Here is a 20,195-nt window from a genome sequence, read left to right on the forward strand (position 1 = left end):
ATGGCGTTTGATCAGTCCACCCGCAACCGCCTTCAACGCTTCGTCACCGACGCCCGCCGCACGCTGGAAGAGGAATTCGCCCGTCAGCTCCAGAACGATTATGGGCTGGATCCGATTTCCGGCACGGCATCCCCGCTCGAAAACCTACGCCACATCAACGACCAGCAACGCGAGACGGCGCGGATCCTGCGCGACACACTGGCCCACTACTGCGCCAGTGCGGACACCGACACAAAGGCTGGGCTCGACCGAATTGTGCGCGAACAGGCCTTCACCATTCTGAACCGCCTCGCGGCTCTCAGAATGGCCGAGGCCCGCGGGCTGCTCATGGAATCCGTCGGCAACGGCTACCAGGCCAAGGGTTTTCAGCTCTACGCCCGTCTGGCAGGCACCGGCCTGGGTGAAACCGGCGACGCCTATTGCGTCTATCTCCAGAGCGTCTTTGACGAGCTGTCCCAAGACTTGCCCGGCCTCTTCGACCGCTTCTCACCCCAAGGCCGTTTGTTCCCGCGTGAGGCCGCGCTCATCCAGGTCCTCACCCTCATCAATCACGGTGAGATCGAACCGCTCTGGGCCGAGGATGAGACGATCGGCTGGATCTACCAATACTTCAACTCCAAGGAAGAACGCAAAGCGATGCGCGATGCGTCCCAGGCGCCGCGCAACAGCCGCGAGTTGGCGGTGCGCAACCAATTCTTCACCCCGCGCTATGTAGTGGAGTTCCTGGTCGACAACACGCTGGGGCGGCTCTGGTTCAACTGGACGGGCGGGCAGACCGGCCTGCGCGACCGCTGCCAATACCTGCTGGTGAAACCGGACGAGAAGCCAGAACCCGCCAAACGCCTGCGCGACCCGCGCACGATCAAGCTGCTCGATCCGGCCTGTGGGTCGATGCATTTCGGGCTCTATGCCTTTGATCTTTTCCTTGAGATTTATCGCGAGGCCTGGGCCTGGGAGCAGACCCATGGCCCCGGTTGCCTGGATACTGAGACCGGCGGCAGCGGTGATCTGAAACCGCTCAGCCAGACCTATGCAGACCAGGACGCGTTCTTGCACGACGTGCCGCGGCTGATCATCGAGCACAACATCTATGGCGTCGATATCGACCCACGGGCGGCGCAGATCGCGTCCCTGGCGCTGTGGCTGCGGGCGCAGCGCGGCTGGCATCAGGCGGGCGTGAAGGCCAAGGATCGGCCCCGGGTGGGGCGTGGACATGTGGTGGCGGCCGTTGCCCCCCCGGCCGAGGTGGATCTGCGCAAGCGGTTCATGGAAGAGCTCGATCCCCTGGATGCAGAGCTGTTCGAGAAGACACTGTTCCTGCTCAAGGACCTGCCAGAGCTTGGGATGCTGCTAAAGGTTGAAAAGGAATTGCCTGTCCACGTGCGTGCTGTGTTTGGCGAGCATGGCGACCTCTTCCGCGAAGAGGACATGGCGCGGTGGCAAAAGGCTGAAGGTCGCTTGCGCGAAGCACTTACCGAGTTCGCGCGTGCTGCGCGGTCTACCTATCAGGGGCGGCTGTTTGCGGAGGACGCGCTTCAAGGACTACGGATGATCGACCTTTGCAGGGAATTGTTTGACGTAGTCGTAATGAATCCACCATACGGCGACACATCTCAGAATGCGCGATCTTATTTGCAAGTGGCTTACTCAGGTCAACCGAATGATCTCTTTGGATGCTTCTTGGAACGAGCAATTGAAATGGGAGGAATGATTGGGTCCCTGACGTCAAGAACCTTCCTCTTCTTTTCATCTTTTGAAAAACTTAGAACAGAACATCTCTTTGCTAAGAAGCGTGTTGGCGAAATTGCCGACCTTGGATTCGGCGTCCTAGATGATGCAATGGTTGAAACATGCGCGATGACGCTCGGGCCGGAGGCTCATACGAACACCATAAGCACTTTCTTTCGACTAAACTCTGATCAGAACAAAACTGAGTCTCTGAAGTCGGAGATTGAATTAAAGCGGATTGGGCATCCGTCTGAAAGAGCCTTCGAGGTTGATCAGGACGTATTCGTCGCCATCGAAGGCGCCCCGATGCCCTATTGGCTCGGCCAAGAAATACTGCATCATCTTAGATCCACTGAGCAAGTCTACCCAAGATTTGCAGATATACGTCTTGGCGCTGTTACTTCTGGGAATGACCAATATCTAAGGCTGCGTTGGGAAGTAAAACCAGAGCGTATAAATCCGACAGAAAAGTGGGCGCCTTATGCAAAAGGTGGTGAATACAGTAAATATTATGGCGATATACATCTTCTCATCGATTGGCGGGGAGATGGTCGGCATATTCTATTATCAGGTGGTTCAGCGGTTAGACTCCGTGAGATCGATCAATACATGAAGCCTGGACTTACGTATCCCTTGGTGACGGTAAAGGGAATGAATGTAAGGGTGCTTCCGGCAGGCTGCGTGTTTGACAACGGAAGCCCATCTATTTTTACCACAACCACAGAACAAACCCTAGCGATGCTTGCCATTATGAACAGCAAGGCCGCAGAATTATATGTGAAATGCTTTACGTCCAGTCGGCATTGGCAGGTTGGCTACGTACGAAAGGTTCCCTTTCCCAACGCGCAGCTTTCAAACCATACAGCAGAGTTGTCCGCCCTCGCGCTTCGGGCGGTTAACTTAGTACGGACCATCTATCGTGGGGTGGAACCTCGTGTCGAGTTCACGTTGCCTCTAGCGTTACATGGATTCCAAGGGATTGACTCAGTTAAATCCTTAGTGTCAAAGGCCGAAAAGAAGGTCACAACTGCGCGGAGTGAACTGGCGGCCATATCGACCCGGATTAACGAAATAGTTTACGACTGCTTTGACTTCGACAGTCGAGTTCGGGATGTGATTGAAGCGGAAATACCAGACATTGAAATTGATAGGGATCAGTTCTCTGACATCGATGTATCAAAGTTGGGCGTTGCAAGCGACATTGTCGACTGGCTATTTGGATGCGCAACTGGGCATTGGAAATTTCAAGCTAGCTACAATCCTGCATTCGACTCGCTTGAAGATCCATTTCTTGCGATACATTTGACGCCTCCCGGCAGCGGCGCATCTGATATTTCAAATGCTGTGTATGGGAAACAGGTCAATGATGAACACGGCAGGAGTCATCAAGAATGTAAAGTGCGCGAAATATTGGTCGATGATCCCGGTCATCCTTTGGATGCTGCAGGCCTCGTATCGTCACTGATCGAGGGGCTTTGGAAAGATGGTGACGCATCAGGCGCAGAGGAGGAGCTGTGTCGAAACTTGCGCCTCAGCTCACTTCGAGAGTACTACTCAAAGCCAGCAGCGTTTTTCGCAGCGCACATGCGAAAATACTCGCAAAGCCGCAGAGTAGCCCCGATCTATTGGCCGATCTCAACCAATTCGGGCAGCTACACGCTCTGGCTCTACTACCCCCGCCTGACCGATCAGACCCTCTTCACGGCCGTCAACGACTTCATCGAGCCGAAGCTGAAGCAAGTCGACCGGGACGTCGCCGCCCTGCGCACGAAAGGCAGCGCCCGGTCCCGCGACGACGAGAAGAACTTTGAGGCCCTCCAGGCCCTCGAGCTCGAACTGATCGAACTGCGCGATACCCTGTTGGCCATCGCCCCGACCTATCGCCCCAACCATGATGACGGCGTCCAGATCACCGCCGCCCCGCTCTGGCAGTTGTTCCGCCACAAGCCCTGGCAGAAGATCCTGAAGGACACCTGGGCCCAGCTGGAAAAGGGTGACTACGACTGGGCCCACCTCGCCATGGCCTACTGGCCCGACCGCGTGCGCGAGAAGTGTGAGACCGACAAGTCCCTCGCCATCGCGCATGATCTGGAACACCTCTACGTCGAGCCAGAACCCAAACCCACAAAGGCCCGCGGCCGCAAAAAGGCCAGTGAATGATCAGCAGCGTCCAAGACTATCCCGTCAGCCACTATTTCAATCCGGACGGTGCGCAGCAGTTCTTCATCCCGAAGTATCAGCGCGAGTATGTCTGGCGCAGCGACAACTGGGAGGCGCTGTTCAACGATCTCGAGGATGCTCCAAGCGGCCATTTCCTAGGCTCGATCATCTGCGTCAACAACCAAAAGGACTCGATGGCGGGAAGCCGGCTGGAGTTGATCGACGGACAGCAGCGGTTCACGACCATCAGCCTGCTATTTTGCGCGCTCTATAGAAAGCTGAAGACCCATCCCGATCCTGATGACGATCTGACGGTTGAGTTGGTGAATCTAAAGAACCGGATCTTCCTTAAGGGGACGAACTCCTGGCGCTTTGAGCCGAGTGAGCAGGCCCAAAACAAGGCTGATTTTCAACGGATCCTCAGCGATCTGTTTCCCAAGCAAGTGTCCGCACCAAAGGGCCTGAAGAACTTCGGCAATCGACGCATTGCGAAGGCTTATGCCTATTTCACGGATCGCCTCGACGCGCTTAGCGACGCCCAAACCGTCGCACTTCTGGACAAGCTCAAGGCCGCGATCCTCGTGAAAATTGAGGTCCCAAGCCATTCTGACGCATTCGTTCTATTCGAGACCATCAACAATCGCGGCATTCCGCTGTCTGCGATTGACATCATCAAGAACAACCTCTTGTCCGAGCTCGACAAACGCGAAGGATACGGCATTGATCGAGCGTTCGAGGAGTGGAAGGATCTGATCGACCTTCTGCCGGAACCTGCCGCACAGGAACGCTTCCTTCGGCATCTCTACAATATGTTTAAATACCTCAAGTCGGTTGAAGTCAAAGGATGCTCAAGGGCGACGCGCTCGAACTTGATAACCATCTACGACACTCTCTTGCGCAGGCGCCCGGTCTGGGTGTTTCAACAACTCCAGGACAAAGCAAAAACCTATTCCGCGTTGATCAATCCAGTCGATGCCAAGGAAAAATGGGGCGATGCCACCAGCTTGGCACTTCAAGACCTCCATCGTCTCGGTGCTGCACCTGCCTATGCCTTCCTTGTCTGGGTCAGTCAGGTCGCGCAAAGCCAGGCATGGGATGAAGGACATGCTCTCCAGCAGACGGCCGCATATTTGACGCGCTGGTTCTTTTGGAGAAACCTGACAGACACGCCGGCGACGCGTGATCTCGATCCAATGTTTATGGAGTTGGTCAACGACCTTCTAGTCGATCTGCGAAGCGGCAAGTTTAGTGGATTACCTGATTTTTTAGAACGAACGCGGGCATGGCTCCTCGAAAGGGCGCCATCTCAGGAAATCTGTGATGCACGACTGGCGGGGGATGTGTATCTCGAAAACTATGAAGCAACCCGCTTCGTGCTCTGCAAGCTTGAAGAAGCCCACCAGACCAAAGAAACGAAACGCGACCTTTGGGCCCAAGACTCCCACGGACGGCCGGTATTTACGGTAGAGCACATTCTGCCAAAGACCGAAAACTTGGCGGCTGGCTGGGTCACGATGCTCGAATTAAACGGGAAGGCCTCCTCCGATACAATAAGACAGCGCTGCGCACATAATCTCGGAAATCTCACTCTAAGTGGGTACAATTCGAAACTCGGCACGATGGAATATTCAAGAAAACGTGACAGAAAGAACGATTCTGGTGACTTCATCGGTTATAGGAATGGGCTGTATCTGAATGCCTCTCTTGCACAGCGTTCTGAGTGGAATGAAGCGGCGATCCTAGAGCGTTCAGAAGTATTGATCAAAGAGGTCAAATCAATTCTTGGGCTAAGGGAAAACCCATGAGTATTGCCGCCTTCATCCGTGACACCGTCTTTCGCCCTCGCCTTCTGCAGGCGGGCTGCATGGTCGTCTACGACCCCGATCGCCGGTACCATGACCTGTGCTTAGGACTTGGCGATGACCGGGTCCGTGTGATTGACGCCTCTGAAAGCAGTATCGAGAGCCGCCAGGAAGCGATCATGGCCCTGCGTGAAGTCGGCAAGGCGAAGCGTGAGATTGACGCGTTGGTGGTCTATGTGCCCCAGCAGCGCACGGAAACCGATGAAGAAAAGCAGGGCGACCCCTTTTCAATATATGCGCAGATTGGGGCGGTTTTTCCCCGGGACGACGGTGACGACTATCTGAGCCTATGTCTGAGAGCGAAGCCAGACCATGCGACGGAAATCCGTCGAGTCTTCGCGGGCTCCCCAAACGGACCTCCCTTTGCTGTCATTGACGCAATAGGGGGCGGAGCAAGTTGGCCTCAGCTAAGGGCGGCATTGAGGGTCGAGTCTGGACGAGAAATATTAAGTGCTCTCCTGGCGCCGAGCTCTCGGCAAGCAGACGCTTTGAAGGCGCAAGACGGTTGGAGCGACGAAGCCCGTGAGTTTCTCCGCTCAACTTTGGGGATGGCCGTCAAGACCCGTGGGAAGTCGTGGACATCCATCGCCGACGAACTGTGGCGGTTTGTCCTTTTCAGCGAGTTTGTTTTTGATCTCCCAGTTTCCCTGCCAGAGGCCCTCAAAGGGGTCCCTAGCTCACCGATCGAAGCGAAGCCGATCATCGAAGATGTATGCGATCAGTTGCGCGCCAATCCAGCCACCAGGGACCTCTATATCGAACGGGCGGAGGCAATCGAAGTTGAACTTGCACTTCCTGAACAGTGCATTGACATCGATGACCTAGGCGAACGCGACACCTTTCCTTTTGAAGAGCGCACTTTCCTCAAGGCGGCGATCAAAGGCATCTCCGCCAATGAAACGGACGTGACGCGCAGCATAATCAGCCGTCACAAGAACTCCGTTTGGCTCCGCAAGGGTGAGAGCCAGGCGCAGTGGGAACTGATCAGATCGGGCCTCGCGCTTATTGAATGCTGCGACGACAACGAGCGAGAGCTACTGGAGCAGGCCCGATCGCAGGAAGGACTGATCGATTTCTATCTCGGAAGCTTGAGGGAGGCGGACAGACTGCAGCGCGAATTCGAGCAGGCGGTCGGTGAGTTTCTCGACCACCACAGCATTATGCAGGAGGTTATTGACCAAGCGAGATCTCGATACAGTCGCCTGTCAGAAAAGGTCCAGGCGATCTTTGTCAGGCACATAGAGAGTGCCGGTTGGCCGCCTGAAGGAAGACTGGCGAACGCAGATGTCTATGACCGGATTCTTTCAGAGCGGCTGAAGGAAGACGGCCGAAAAGTTGCTTACTTGCTGGTCGACGCCCTACGCTATGAGCTCGGCGTTACGCTGGAAAAGCAGCTTTCTGAAGATGGGCCAGTTGAGCTTCACGCTGCCTACGCACAATTGCCGACAATAACCCTTGTTGGCATGGCAAGCCTGCTCCCTGGCGCTCGCACACAGTTGTCACTCACGCTCGAAGGCGACGTTATGGTCCCGAAACTGGGCGACGTGAGCGTTGGCAACGTGACTCAGAGAATGGATGTCTTCCGCAAGCGACTTGGGGATCGCTTTCAGGAAATGCCTTTGAGCGATTTCGTTCGAGGGACGCCAAGGATCACCTCAACAGTCAATCTTCTCGTCCTCCGTTCAACTGAGATTGACAGCCAACTTGAGAGCAACCCTGAGACGACACTTGGTCTGATCCCTGGCACTCTGAAACTTATTCGCGTCGCACTTCACAAGCTTAGAGGGATGGGTTTTACAGAAGCCGTAATAGCTACGGATCACGGCTTCTTTCTCAACGGTCACGCTGGCGCCGGTGATGTTTGCATCAAGCCGCAGGGCAATTGGTTGCAGAACGCACATGATCGAGCCCTTCTAGGAAGTGGAAACGCTGACGCCCATAGCGTTGTCATCAACTCCGAAAAACTCGGCATAAGAGGAAACTACCCGCAAGTCGCTCTGCCAAAGAGTATGGCCCCCTACCGAGCAGGTCACCTTTACTTTCATGGGGGAGCCTCCCTATCGGAGGCCGTCGTCCCGGTACTGGTTGCGCGGCTCGACAAAAAGGAACCTGTGGGCGCTGCCAGAACGACGGTGGAGCTCACTTACAAGAGCGGCGCAAAACGCATCACGACGAGAGTTCCCGTTGTCGAAATCGGCTTATTGTCTGACGACATGTTTGCTCAGGGGGAGGCGATCGAAGTATTGATCGAAGCCCAAGACGCGAAGGGGAATGTGGTCGGCGAGCCAAGAGGGGGTGGGGATGTTAACCCTGCAACACGCACAGTCACTCTGACCGCGGGCCAGCGAAAGCAGATTGCCCTGCGGATGGATCCTGACTTCGAGGGGAAATTCACCATAAGAGTCCTGAACCCAACCACTCTGGCAATCCTCAGCGCCCTTCAGCTTGAGACGGATTACACCGTATGAAAGACATGGATGAACTCGACCGGCACTTAACATCGACCTTCGATGGAAAGGTCGTTCGGAAGGATCTCCTCCATCGGATCAAGAAGGGGACGAACGTACCAACGTTCGTGCTCGAGTTCCTCTTAGCTCGCTACTGTGCGAGCGACGATCAGGCTGAAATGGACGCCGGCATGGAGGCTGTCCTCGCAACTCTGCAAGACAACTATGTGAGGCCGGACGAAGCAAACGCCGCTCAGTCGAAGGTGGCGACGAAAGGAAAGCACCGCTTCATAGATAAGGTGCACGTGCGATATGTAGAGAAAGAAAAGAGGCATTGGGCCTCCCTAGAGAACTTCAACTCGCAGCGCATCGCGATTGGAGAAAAGTTCTATCGCGACAATGAGAGACTTCTTGAGGGTGGAATTTGGGCGGAAGTGACGCTCTCACATAATGAGATCGAGGACGACGACTACGCCTTCTACATAGAAGACCTACGGCCGATCCAACTGTCACGCTTCGATTTCGCGCAGTATACGGAAGGACGCAACAGCTTTACTCGCGATGAATGGCTCGACGTTATCATGAGATCGGTTGGGCTGGAGCCTTCGAAGCTTTCTAAACGGATTAAAATGCATTATGTGGCACGCCTCGCGCCGCTTGTTGAGCCGAACTATAATTACATAGAGCTCGGCCCTCGGGGGACGGGAAAGTCGTATTTCTTCAGTGAATTTTCTCCGTATGCGACCCTCATTTCAGGCGGGCAAGCAACAAAGGCGACGCTCTTCTACAACAATGCTCGCCGGAAAGTGGGTCTCGTCGGCTTTTGGGATACCGTTGCGTTTGATGAAGTGGGCGGGATTAAGGTCCGCGATCCGGATACGATCCAGATTATGAAGGACTTTATGGCGAATGGTCGATTTTCGCGTGGCGCAGAAGTTATTGCCGATGCAAGCCTCAGTTTTGTAGGTAATATCGACCTATCGGTGAGCCAGGTCGTAAATTCTCCAGTATACGATCTCTTCCAGCCGCTCCCACCAGAACTCGATTTGGCGATAATGGACCGTTTTGCAGCCTACATTCCGGGTTGGGAGATGCCGAAGAATAGCAGCGCTTTTCTGACGAGCAGATATGGATTTATTACTGACTACCTTGCAGAAGCGTTTCATTATCAGTTTAAGCACACGAACCGATACGAAGAAGTCGGCCGCCGTGTGCGCCTTGGGAAGGCCGTCGAGGGGCGCGATGAAAAGGGTATTAAGAAAACTCTATCGGCTTTCCTGAAAATTCTACATCCGAGTGGTCCGCCGAGTGATGACGAATTTGAAGAGTATGTGGCTTTTGCGATTGAGTATCGACGCCGCGTCAAGGAGCAGATGAATAAGCGGAAGCCTGATGATGAATTTGCATTGATTAATCTCTCCTACATCGCCTCTGACGGAAAAGAGGTCATCGTCTATTGCCCAGAGTCGAAGGGGGTTGACGCTACACAGCAGCCGACGCGGAGGAAATTGAGCGGATCAAATGCCTTAGGCTTTCAACATGCAGAAGTGCCGGTGGCAGTAGACGAAGCAAAAGCTTCAGTCGCATCGCCGGAACCTGCAGAAGCGCCGAATTTGCCTGCTGATCGTGAGCAGCATTTCACAATTATGTATGGGGATAGTGGTCACAGTTACGAGTCGATCATTGGGCCGTACCTTCAGGGCGCGCGCGCTGTCGTAATTGAGGACCCCTACATTCGTCATCAGCATCAAATACACAACTTCGTTCGGTTTTGCGAGACTGTCATAAGATCCGGCACCATAAAGAAGATCGATTTGGTTACAGGGTATGATGACAAAACACAGTTGGTTGAGATTCAGGAACGGCTTGACGATTTAAAGCAGAGTTTGCTGGAAGTAGATGTTGTTCTAGAGGTTAGCCTTAACCCCAATATGCACGACCGCGAAATTCGTCTTGATAATGGTTGGACAATTAAAATTGGGCGCGGCTTGGATTTTTATCAGCGTCCGAGCAGTTGGTTTGAGATCGGTGCGCATGATTTGAGCTTGCGCAAATGCCTCGAGACGAAGGTAGATATATTCAAGCTCGGGTAAGCACACGAGGGTATGGGCGATCTGCTTCTAATCGGCAAAAGGACATTGGGTACCCCTCTGCGATGGAAATTAGAGCGTCTAGAGACGGAACCGAACACATGAGTTCAGGATGGTCTCGATGATCCCGCAGAGATACGTCAGGTGTCGAGCAGCGATGCTGGCTTGGTCATCGTCAGCGCTGCACCACCCAAATCCCGGAACGCCCGCTGGCGGCAGCTCAGCACGATGATCTGCTGGTCCGCCGCTTGCGCGTGAAGCGCGTCGAACATCTTCTCGATCCGGTCGTCGTCTGTATAGACGAGCGCGTCATCGAAGATGATTGGGGCGTGGTGTCCACGCGCCGCGAGAAGGCGCGCGAATGCGAGGCGAACGAGGAGGGCGATCTGTTCCTGTGTTCCGCCTGAAAGGATCGAAAGCGGTTCCTCAAGCCCATCGCGGACAAGGGCAGTCGGAAGCAGAGTTTCTCCGTCGAAGCGTAGTTCGGCGCCGGGCCAAAGAAGGCGCAACAGCGGTCGAAGCTCGGTGAGAACCGGCTCGAAGTAACGGTCACGAGCCTCGTCGCGTGCGGTCGCTAGGGCAGTGGCCAGCTCCTGCAGCACGGCCACCTCGAACCGAATGTGCGAAAGGGTTTCCTCGGCAGCTAATAGGCGGGCCGTGATGTCGGCCAGTTCCTCCATCACGCCTTCGCCTGAGTGAATGTTGATCTCCGTGTCAAGCGATGCGCGCTCGTTCTGGAGCCGCTGGATTTCGGCGGTTGCGCTTTCGACGACCGAACGGGCACGAGCCAAGGTTGCTTCTGCCGCCGAGCGGTCAGGCGCGGCCTCGGCAAGGCTTGCATGCCCGCTTCGGGCTGCAATGAGCGCATCGGATGCCTTTGCCAGTTCCGGCAGGATCGTCAGTTCGGGGTCGGTCCCGAAGGTGGCAAGAGTGGCATCGGTCTGAACCAACGCGGCCGCCAGCCCCTCTGCTTTGACCGTGGCGCGCACCTCGGCCTGACGCAGCCGCTCTGCCTCGGCGCGTGCTAGGTCGTGTGCCGCTTGCGCGTCGTTCAGCACGCTTGTTGCTGTCCCGGCCGCCAGCTGCGCCTCGGCGACGGTGGGCACGCCTGCGCGCGGGGCGAGGTCTTCTGGCAGGGCATCAAGCTCGGCTTCAAGGGCAGCGAGCCCCTGTGGGGCGAGCGATTTCAGCGCGGTGTCGAGGTGGCGCAGGGCTGAGATGGCCTCGGCCCGCGCAGCGGCCTGAGCCTGCGCTGTGGCGAGGTCCGGCACGGCTAGGCGCGACAGTGCGGCGGAAAGGGCGGCTTCGGCCGTGTCGAGCGCGCTGCTGTCTTTTCCCGCGCCTGGTGCGAGGGTGAAGTGACCGAGGCCGGGCATGTCGAAACGGGTGTCGGAGAGGATCGCCATTGGAGTGTCGGGAACCGGCTTGCCTTCGCTGGTCACGCGCATTGCGCCGCTGTGGTGGAAGGTGACGCGCGGTGCGCTACGGTTGCGAAGGGCGCGCTGCACGTCGGCTTCCTGCGCGAGGGACTGGAGCGGCGCGATGTCCTTCGCCTCGGGCCCCGATGCGGCCGCCTTGGCAAGGGGCACGCGTTGTGCCGACAGCGTTTTGGCTTGTTCCAATCGGCCGGCAAGTTCGGTGCGGCGGACTGCAGCGGCCTTGGTGGCCTCGGCGCGGTGCGCTTCGGACAGCAGAGCGTCGGCATCGCCTTTGGCGATACGGGCAGCAGTCAGCGCGGCAGCGCAGGGGGAGAAGGCGGCGTCGGCTGTTTCCGCGGCAGCTTTCGCGACGCCCGCGGCGGTTTGCGCTGCGGCGAGGGCTAAGGCCGCGCGGGCCTGGTCTGCCTGTGCGCGGTGCAGTGCGGAAAGGCGTTCTGCCAAGGTCTTTTGCGCAAGCTCGGCGCTGCGCAGGTGTGCCGCGGAGGAGGCGAGGGCGTCGGCATGGCGCTTGGCTTCCTCGAAGCGACGGGTCGCCTCGTCAAGCCGTTGCTGCCGCGCCTCGACTGCGTCACGGGCGGTCAGGTCAGCAAGCGATTTGATAACCTCCCGTCGCTTGGCAAGCGCGGCAATCAGCCGGCCCGCGGTCGCTTCGAGAGAGGCCTTCTTTAGGGTGAGTTCCTCCACCGCGATCTCCGCTTGCGACAGGGGTTTGTCCTTTGCCGCCTTCCCAGTAGGGCTGAGATACTTCGCCAGGTCGTCGCGCGTTCTGGCAATGGCGCGGTCCATTCGGCGTCCCCCGGTCAGCGCTTCGACTTCGCCTGCGACCGAGGTCATCAGGTTGCGGCGTGCGGTCTTTGCGGCTTCACGGTCCTTTGCGCTGTCGCCGTCGCCTTCAAGCCGGGTCAATCCCTGACGCACCCAAAGGAGGCCGGATGGACCGCCTTCACCGCCAGACTGCACCAGTTTGGAGATGAAAGCCTCCGCTTCGTCGGCTTGCGCGATCAAGGTGGCGCCGCGGTGAACGGTGGCCTGCGGCTTGCCCAGCCAGCGCTTGGTGAGCATGTGGCGGCCTTCGGGCAGATCCACTTCGAGTGTGATGCACGGAGAACCGCCGACATGCGGGCGCAGCGCCATGATCTCCTTCGACTTGGAGCGATGGGGCTGGAAGAACAACGCCTGCAATGCGTCGAAGAGGGTGGATTTGCCAAACTCGTTCGGCGCGCAAAGCACGTTGAGGCCGGGTCCTATCCCGTCAATGCGAACGGGCTGGATGAAGCGGCGAATGTCACTGAGTTCGATGGAGATCAGTTTCATGCCCGGTCCTCACGCAGGTAGCCATAAAGACGGTTGAGCGCCGCCGCCGCGGTTCGGCGGGTGTCGCTGGCGAGGGCGTCGTTCTCCGCCCGCTCTTTCAGTCGGTCCGCAGCAAGGCGCAGCGCACCACCACGGTCGATGTCGTCGAGGTCGGCGGCTTCGATCTCGGTCGCAAGGGCCGAACGGTCGACAGAGAAGAAGGCAAAGTCTGCCTCGACGGCTGTTGCGGCCTCTAACAGGGCGGCCTGCTCTGCGAGCGTTGCGCGACCCGAGGCTCGAACGCGCATCAGGTGATCACGGCGTGAAGCGCGGTCGGTTGGCAAGAGCGCGTTGAGGGCTGCGGCGGCGCTTTGGCCGGGGGTCAAGGGAAGTACTTCCTCGCTCCAGTGGAAGCGCCCGGTCGGCAAGGTCTCCACCTGCGGCAGGTCGCCGGGTGCTGCAAGCGTGACGCCGATGCAAGTGCCGCGGCCCTCATGGGTGAAGGCGTCGCGCTCGGGCGTGCCGGGATACCAGGTGCGGTCGCCCACTCTGACATGGCCGTGCCAATCGCCGAGGGCGAGATAATCGAGACGCGCTGTCTTCGCCCGGTCCGGTGGGATGATCTCCTCTGCGCGCGAGCCTTCCTCGGAGAAATCCTGCACCGCGCCGTGGGCAAGACCGATCCGCAAGGCGCGCGGGTCTGTTTCGCAACCGGGCAGGTGGGCCGTCAGGTCCCGTCCCGGATAGCGACGGGGTAGGGGGGCTGGGAGGAGGTAGACACCCTCTTCGATCTCGACGGGCTCAACGTCGTCAAGCAGGTGCACGTTGGCCGGCGACTGGGCGCTGAACCGCGACCAGAGCGCTTCTGCTGCAAGGCTGTCGTGATTTCCGGGAATCAGCCACCAATGCAGCGCGGGGTCGGAGCCCATAGCCGCCAGCGCCTGACGCCAGACCGGATCGGTCGGGGTTTCGCTGTCGAACACATCACCAGCAAGCAGGATGTGACCGGCCTCGAAACTGCGTGCGGCGTCGGCAAGACGCGCAAGGATTTCGTGGCGCGCCTCGATAAGGCGGCCGCGCAGGTCCTCTGGGTAACCGCCAAAACGGCGGCCGAGGTGGAGGTCGGCGGAGTGAATGAAGCGGAAGGGCAGCAAGGTCGCCTCCTAAAAAATGAATGCGGCACAGGGCGACTCGGCCCGTGGTCAGTAAGTAATGCAGGGGGGTGCCAGAATCTGTCGCGCCCGTCGCTTACTTAGCTCTTGCACGGGCTGGGCGATCAAGACAAATATTTTGTCACGTTCTCTTGACAGATCAAATAACGCGACACATTGTATGTCACGTTGGAGCGCGACATGACTTTGAATGAGCTTGCCGAACAACTTGGTGTGCCGGCGCGACAGATCCGTTTCCTGATCGCTGAGGGCATTTTGCCCCCGGCGGCCAAGACCGGACGTGCGGCGGATGGCTATGACGGGACACATGTTCTGAACGGCCAACGTTATCTGGCGCTGCACCGAATGGGAATGAAGCCCGGCTCGATCAAGGTGCTGATGGCGTTCGACGATGCCGTTCCGATCCTTCAGTCAGGCGGCGTCGAGTTGCGTGTGGATCCTGGAGTTGCCCCGGAGGCGATTGACATTGAAACGGTACTGGGCGCGGTCGAGGCGGCGCTGCGGGCCTATGTTGCAAAAGGATAGGGAATGAACATCACGGCATTCGGCCATGCGCTTCACACGATACACGACGGGTTGACCATCTTTGACGATGGCCGGCACGTACCAGTGCCGCTGGTTGAGACGACCATTGCAGTCGAGATCGTTGCGGGTCTGGCTACGATCCGCACACTCCGCTGCTTCCGGAACATCGAGAATCGGCCGATCGAAGCAATCCTGACCATGCCGGTGGGATTTGATGCCGTGGTGACAGGGCTGAGCGCAACTGTGGACGGGCGCAAGCTGGTGGCCGTTGCCAAGCCTAAGGCAGAGGCGCGGGATGATTACGAGGCGGCGCTGGACAGTGGCAAGCTGGCCGTACTGCATGAGGAGGTTCTGCGCGGCGTCCACGCGCTGTCCATCGGCAATCTGGCCCCCGGCAAGGAAGTCTCGGTCGAAGTCGAGACAGTGGCGCCGCTGTCGCTTGGAGCTTCCGGTCCGTTCCTGCGCATTCCGGTGACGGTGGGGCAGCTCTACGGCGCGTCGCCCTTTTCCCCGGTCGATGATCTAGTGACGAGCTCGCATGTTTCGTTTTGCGCCGCATTGTCTGTGACGGTAGATGCGGGACGGGTGGTGTTGGGCGGGCGTCCCTTGGTCGGTCCTCTGCAGGTGACGCTGGATGCTGCAATCGAGATCGAGCTGCAGGGCGGCTCGTTTGGCAAGCATCAGGGCGTGGCGGCGGACGGCCGGCAGGTTCATCTCGATCTGAAGCCGCTGACGGGCGGGTCGGGGGGCTTGGACCTTGCTGTTCTCGTCGATCATTCCGGCTCGACGAGCGCGAGAGCAGATGGACCACGTGGGTTGACAGTGTGGGAGGCGATCCGCGATGGGCTACGCATGGAGCTTGGGCGGCTGCGGACGTCGGACAGGATCGCGCTCTGGCAGTTCGAGAGCCGCTGCAAGCCTCTGGGGGAGGCGACAGGTCCGTCCGCCGCTGAACTCGCCACGCGGCTTGAGGGTCCTTCCGGTGGAACCGAGCTTGGCGGCGCGATGCGCGAAGTTTTGCGGTCAGGTGCTCAGGACATTCTAGTACTGACCGATGGTCAAACGTGGGCCCATACCGTCGACGAGCTTGCAGGGTCCAACGCTCGGATCAGCGCGATCCTTGTCGGGGCGGGCAGCCTCGACGCAAACATCGGGCAGCTTTGCGCCATGACGGGCGGTCAGGTCTTCTACGCGCCGGGCGACGATGTGGCAGCAGCACTGGTGCAGGCGTTTGCCACACTCCGCCGGGCGGGCAGGGCGACCGAGGGAAGCGTTCAGGAGGGCATGCCAGAACGATTGGTGGCCTTGCGGAGCGGAATTGAAATCAAGGTTCTTTGGTCCGAGACAAGCGAGTTGCGCGGTGCCGATGCGATTGGCCGCTTTGCGGCCGCGCTGGCGCAGCCCTTGCTGCCGAGAGAGTCCGGTGAGCAGTGGGCGCGCGCACATGGGCTCTGTAGCCATCGGACCAGCCTGGTTCTTGTGGACGAAGCTGGTGAAACTGTCGAAGGGATGGCACAAATGCGCAAAGTTCCCTTGATGGAGATGAGTGAACAAATCGGCGGCTTTGCTACGAGCGCTCGGCCAACTGCAATGTTCTCAAGATATGCGCCCCCCCACGTCGGGCATGCACAGTTGCGCCGGCAGGCCAGAGCAAGTGGCGGGGCAATGTACGAACTCTCTGGACTTGGCTCGACTGACGTAACCAAAGCACCGCCATTCTCGCTCGAAGATATGCGCCGCCGCTTCGCCACTCTAAAATGGGACCAGCTTGGCGATGACTTCCTGGCACTCAGTTTCGACGGACTTGACGACAAGCAAAGGGCGCTGGTCGACGCTCTCATCGATCTCGATCCAGTTTCCGCCTTTGCGTTAAAGACCAAGTTGCCGGTCGAGGTCGTGGCGCTTGCCCTGATCGCCGATCTGATCGGGGGCCGTACGGGCGATCGATATGTGCGGCGAGCGTTTAGAGACAGCTCGCCTGGTGATTGGCAGCACCTGCGCTTGGTACGACTGGTTGGCGCAGGCTGAACTTACGGCAGGGCTGGGAAGTCTCTGCGCTGGAAACCAGACACCATTTGGCGCAGGCGGTCGGGGGCGATGACCTCGACCGCATCTCCCCAAAGGTAGAGATGCCAAGCCATTTCTAGATGACCCGAGGCGTGGAAACGCACGGTTGTGCTACCGTCGTCCTCGTCGGTGACCTCCTGCAAAGGGTGAAAGATGAACTCGCGGGCGACAGGGGCGGCCTCAGGTGAAAAGCGCCAGATGACCTCGGAAAATTCATCCTCTGCGTGGTAGCTGCCAAAGGCGCGGGCAGCGTGCGCTTCGAGGTTGAAGTCGGGATCGCGCACGAAGGAACTCGCCTCCAGCCGAGCCTCGGTGATGCGGTCTAGGCGGAAGTGCTGCAAGCGCCCATTTCCGCCCTTGAGTTTCGCCACGAGATACCGACGCGTTCCAAGAAGCATGCCGTAAGGCTCGACGGTTCGCTCGGAGCCACCTGGCTTGCTGCCACCCGCATAGATGATCGTCAGAAGGTGCGGTCCCTTCAATGCGGCAGCGACGGTGTCGAGCACCGACGCTTCGGTTCGTACTCTTGGCCCCGGACGCGAGGCAAAGCCGTAGGCTTCCAGCACCGCTTCGGCGTCGCTTTCGGCGCGTCGTGCATGCGGCCGGGCCATGCTGCCAAGCAGTCTGTCACGCAAGGCCTTCAGCGCTCGCACTTCATTGGTTCCGCCATCGCGTTCCGCCCGACGGATGCTGATTTCAAGCGCCGCAAGTTCGCTATCCCGGATGCCCTGCGCCAGCATCAATCTGGCCGCATTGCCATCAAGTCGCCAGAACTTGCGGCGGTCTTCGTCGAGGACCGTGGTGCAATTGGGAAAGATGTCTTCGAGCACTTTCGTCATGCGCTGCGCAGTGCGGCGGTCCACGCCGAACTCCTCTTCGATTTGAGCGAGGCCCACGCCGGAGTATCTGGAGACTGCCATTTCGGCGAGCCTGAGGAGGTCGGCAGCTTTGGTAAAGGACATATTAAGCCTCATGACAGCTTCTGCCACCCATACCAAGTAATCTGCATTTGAGACGAAAACTTCCCATTGGCCGCGCAGGAAAGGACTCTTCGATGCAGATCCAGCACAGTGATTTTGCCACCAAGGCCTCCATCCGATGCTCGTTAAAGCGCGGGCTAGCACGGCAGGCCATGCGGCATGCCGAGGCCACGGAGGCCGATCTACCGAGGATCGTTGCGCTGGCTGCCGCGGTTCGTCCGAACCTTAAGTCGCTGCAACGACTTGCGGTTCGGGTTCAGGGGCAGATTGGTGTCGTACGGGTTGCGCTCACCTCAGATGGCGCAGGGGTCATCGCTTTCGTCCGCAATGTCCGGCAGGTCCGCACCCAGGTTGAGGCCCGGGAGGTCTTTACGGAAGCAGCGATCGTCTACACGCGAATGGAAATTCGTTGCAGCTGGGGGGTTGCAACATACCGGATCTCGCGCGCCAGCTTTTGTCTGCACGCGCTGGAACGGTTGGTCGAGCGCAGCGATGTTGTCACGGATCGCCCGCTACTGACTTGGGTGGACAGCGAGGCACTGCAGATCCTGCGTGCCATCAAGCGCGGTCAGGATTTTCAGGAAGATGGCGATCACTTCGTTCCGGCGATCGCATCGGGCGTCTGGGCCGGGAGCGTTGATGCTGCAGGGTTGGAAGAAGACTGGGGCCTCACGTCCGCCGGACCAGATGTCGTTCCGTTTTTTTCTGCGCGAACATTTCTGAGCATGGACCAAATGCGACCAACGGTATGGCTGAGATGCTGTGGCGACCATGGGCTACTGATGGCAAAGTGACGCAGATGTATCTGTGCTGTTTGTGGGGGGGGGACGTCGGAGCCTTCAGGCGCGACCTCGGCCACATGAGCAAAAGATCTAGAGGAGATCTTGGGCCGATCTTCTAGACGATTTAGCGGCCGGAAATTGACAGAGGGAAAGGTCTTCCAAATTACCGACTGCGTCCGGTCTGGCCCAAAAGCGGACAACACGTTGGTCAAGGTGCTGGTCCGGGCCTTCCGCTGGAAGAAGACGCTGGAGTGTGGGGAGTTTGCTTCGATCGCCTAACTGGCCCAGAGCGAAGGGATCGCACCCTCCTGCATGACCAGTGTTCTACGCCTTACGGCGCTCGTACCGTATATTGTCGAGGCGATCTTGGATGGCAGGAAGGTAACTGATCCGACATTGAATCGGGTATTGAAACGGTTCTCGGTCACCTTGTCGAATCATCACACTTGCACGCAAGAGCAAAACTTCACTTGCTCTTTTTGGTTCCTTAGGCGAAGTGCTTTAGTGTGTGTCGCCAAGAAACGGAACACTAAGGCATGGAAAAAGAAGAAGACCCTCCCGCTGATACTGGGCTCATACTGAACTTTTTTTCACAAGTTGAGATAGAAGAAGGCCTGCGGCACCTTATTAAGTGTGCGGACTCATTTGATTCAGGCGCTCCCAGAAGCCCAGCACGAACATCTGGGGAAAAATATATGGAGCTCATTATCAAAAATGATCGACTTGGTGCAGCAAGTATTAAGCCGGCCAATTTGGTTGTTTCTTGGAGAAAGTTATTTTTTGTGGGTGGAGCAATCCCTGCGAGCTACATGAGTTCCACTCTCACAGCGATGACGATTCTTGGGGCATTGGTTCGAGGCGTCGTTCACGTGTTTGATGAGATCGACGCAAGAATTTTGGCAGTGATTCATCAGAATTCGGAAATCCTGCCGGCTTCAACCGAGGATTTTTATGTTCGCACCTCAATGTATTTCCCGCCATCGATAAATAAAGCGTTGTTCATGGAGAGAGTGGTCAACCTTTCGGGGTATGGCGCTATTTCTGTTGACTGTGATCAGCTGAGAATAGCAGAGCCAATTTTCTCCATCAGGCTATGAGCTGTGAACTTAGCGGTAGGGCTGCAACCAAAAATTCCCCGAATGGGGCTGCTCTCTGGAATGGAGATCCCTATTCCAACTTACGCCTCGGTGGAAGTTGTTCGGGTCCGAGCCGATCAGCAGCTTCGATGTGTGCCAGTCTCTTTTGCGCTCTCCTCTTGCTCTAGAAGAGATAAAGAACGACCGCCATCGCAAGCTTCTTCCGATGCAATGCAGCACATCCACGGGCGACTCTCCGCCCTTTGCATATTTTCGAAGTCACACTTCTTGCGCCGGGACGAACTTGGCGAATGTTCGATTTGTGTATCGTCCGGAGATACGCCCTTGATATCGAAGTGTTGAGTCCACGCGTTTGAAGAATGTATTCTGCGCAAGCGTTTACAACCTATTTACCAAACCAGCGTCCTCATCACGTGCATAGAATGCAGTCTCAAGGATACCTTTTCCAACCCTCCTGGCACCGATGCCAGTGCTCAGCTCATCCCGCATAGGCTTCGAAAACAACGGACAAATACGGCTGCAGCCGGATGGGCAGTACAGGTTCTCTGGGGCA

11 protein-coding genes are annotated in these 20,195 nt (G+C 57.8%); 8 read left to right on the forward strand and 3 right to left on the reverse strand.

Annotated elements, in window-relative coordinates; genetic code table 11:
• From pglX to brxL, 4 genes are read left to right on the forward strand one after another with little or no spacing between them, the layout of a single operon-like run.
• Complete coding sequence (gene pglX, locus ACROUL_RS05200; RefSeq protein ID WP_431298457.1) at positions 1 to 3,888, forward strand: BREX-1 system adenine-specific DNA-methyltransferase PglX; 3,888 nt, start codon at positions 1 to 3, stop codon at positions 3,886 to 3,888.
• Positions 3,885 to 5,693: a DUF262 domain-containing protein gene (locus ACROUL_RS05205; RefSeq protein WP_431298458.1), complete on the forward strand. Its 1,809-nt coding sequence runs from the start codon at positions 3,885 to 3,887 to the stop codon at positions 5,691 to 5,693. The genes pglX and ACROUL_RS05205 overlap by 4 nt, the downstream gene beginning before the upstream one ends.
• Complete coding sequence (locus tag ACROUL_RS05210) at positions 5,690 to 8,218, forward strand: PglZ domain-containing protein (protein ID WP_431298459.1); 2,529 nt, start codon at positions 5,690 to 5,692, stop codon at positions 8,216 to 8,218. Before ACROUL_RS05205 ends, ACROUL_RS05210 begins: the two co-directional genes overlap by 4 nt.
• The gene (brxL, locus tag ACROUL_RS05215) at positions 8,215 to 10,290 is read left to right on the forward strand and encodes a BREX system Lon protease-like protein BrxL (protein ID WP_431298460.1); all 2,076 of its coding nucleotides are present in this window, start codon (positions 8,215 to 8,217) and stop codon (positions 10,288 to 10,290) included. Before ACROUL_RS05210 ends, brxL begins: the two co-directional genes overlap by 4 nt.
• Positions 10,291 to 10,427: 137 nt before the next feature.
• On the opposite strand, the gene ACROUL_RS05220 is transcribed toward brxL, so the two are convergent.
• Both ACROUL_RS05220 and ACROUL_RS05225 read right to left on the reverse strand, forming a co-directional pair.
• Positions 10,428 to 13,040: an AAA family ATPase gene (locus tag ACROUL_RS05220; RefSeq protein WP_431298461.1), complete on the reverse strand. Its 2,613-nt coding sequence runs from the start codon at positions 13,038 to 13,040 to the stop codon at positions 10,428 to 10,430.
• Positions 13,037 to 14,173 (reverse strand): metallophosphoesterase family protein, encoded by a 1,137-nt coding sequence (locus tag ACROUL_RS05225; RefSeq protein WP_431298462.1) that lies wholly within the window; start codon positions 14,171 to 14,173, stop codon positions 13,037 to 13,039. The genes ACROUL_RS05220 and ACROUL_RS05225 overlap by 4 nt, the downstream gene beginning before the upstream one ends.
• 186 nt (positions 14,174 to 14,359) lie before the next feature.
• On the opposite strand from ACROUL_RS05225, the gene ACROUL_RS05230 reads away from it, so the two are divergent.
• On the forward strand, positions 14,360 to 14,716 hold the full coding sequence (locus ACROUL_RS05230; protein WP_431298463.1) for a MerR family transcriptional regulator: 357 nt from the start codon (positions 14,360 to 14,362) through the stop codon (positions 14,714 to 14,716).
• Between the two features lie 3 nt (positions 14,717 to 14,719).
• Complete coding sequence (locus tag ACROUL_RS05235) at positions 14,720 to 16,744, forward strand: VIT domain-containing protein (protein WP_431298464.1); 2,025 nt, start codon at positions 14,720 to 14,722, stop codon at positions 16,742 to 16,744.
• A 2-nt stretch (positions 16,745 to 16,746) separates the two neighbouring features.
• On the opposite strand, the gene ACROUL_RS05240 is transcribed toward ACROUL_RS05235, so the two are convergent.
• Entirely contained in the window at positions 16,747 to 17,745 is a 999-nt protein-coding gene (locus tag ACROUL_RS05240) for a helix-turn-helix transcriptional regulator (RefSeq protein ID WP_431298465.1), read from the reverse strand.
• A gap of 92 nt (positions 17,746 to 17,837) precedes the next feature.
• Between ACROUL_RS05240 and ACROUL_RS05245 the strand changes: the two genes are divergently transcribed.
• Together ACROUL_RS05245 and ACROUL_RS05250 are read left to right on the forward strand one after the other, a co-directional pair.
• On the forward strand, positions 17,838 to 18,557 hold the full coding sequence (locus tag ACROUL_RS05245) for a hypothetical protein (protein WP_431298466.1): 720 nt from the start codon (positions 17,838 to 17,840) through the stop codon (positions 18,555 to 18,557).
• A gap of 524 nt (positions 18,558 to 19,081) precedes the next feature.
• The gene (locus ACROUL_RS05250) at positions 19,082 to 19,642 is read left to right on the forward strand and encodes a hypothetical protein (RefSeq protein WP_431298467.1); all 561 of its coding nucleotides are present in this window, start codon (positions 19,082 to 19,084) and stop codon (positions 19,640 to 19,642) included.
• Positions 19,643 to 20,195: the final 553 nt, after the last annotated feature.

Origin of the sequence: Tabrizicola sp. BL-A-41-H6 (assembly GCF_050632395.1) — a bacterium.
Classification (GTDB): Bacteria; Pseudomonadota; Alphaproteobacteria; order Rhodobacterales; family Rhodobacteraceae; genus JAUYQR01.

Bases quoted from the DNA above. Each gene is read 5' to 3' on its own strand.
- pglX (WP_431298457.1), top strand. From the start codon at position 1: ATGGCGTTTGATCAGTCCACCCGCAACCGCCTTCAACGCTTCGTCACC.
- ACROUL_RS05205 (WP_431298458.1), top strand. From the start codon at position 3,885: ATGATCAGCAGCGTCCAAGACTATCCCGTCAGCCACTATTTCAATCCG.
- ACROUL_RS05210 (WP_431298459.1), top strand. From the start codon at position 5,690: ATGAGTATTGCCGCCTTCATCCGTGACACCGTCTTTCGCCCTCGCCTT.
- brxL (WP_431298460.1), top strand. From the start codon at position 8,215: ATGAAAGACATGGATGAACTCGACCGGCACTTAACATCGACCTTCGAT.
- ACROUL_RS05220 (WP_431298461.1), bottom strand. From the start codon at position 13,040: ATGAAACTGATCTCCATCGAACTCAGTGACATTCGCCGCTTCATCCAG.
- ACROUL_RS05235 (WP_431298464.1), top strand. From the start codon at position 14,720: ATGAACATCACGGCATTCGGCCATGCGCTTCACACGATACACGACGGG.
- ACROUL_RS05240 (WP_431298465.1), bottom strand. From the start codon at position 17,745: ATGTCCTTTACCAAAGCTGCCGACCTCCTCAGGCTCGCCGAAATGGCA.
- ACROUL_RS05245 (WP_431298466.1), top strand. From the start codon at position 17,838: ATGCAGATCCAGCACAGTGATTTTGCCACCAAGGCCTCCATCCGATGC.
- ACROUL_RS05250 (WP_431298467.1), top strand. From the start codon at position 19,082: ATGGAAAAAGAAGAAGACCCTCCCGCTGATACTGGGCTCATACTGAAC.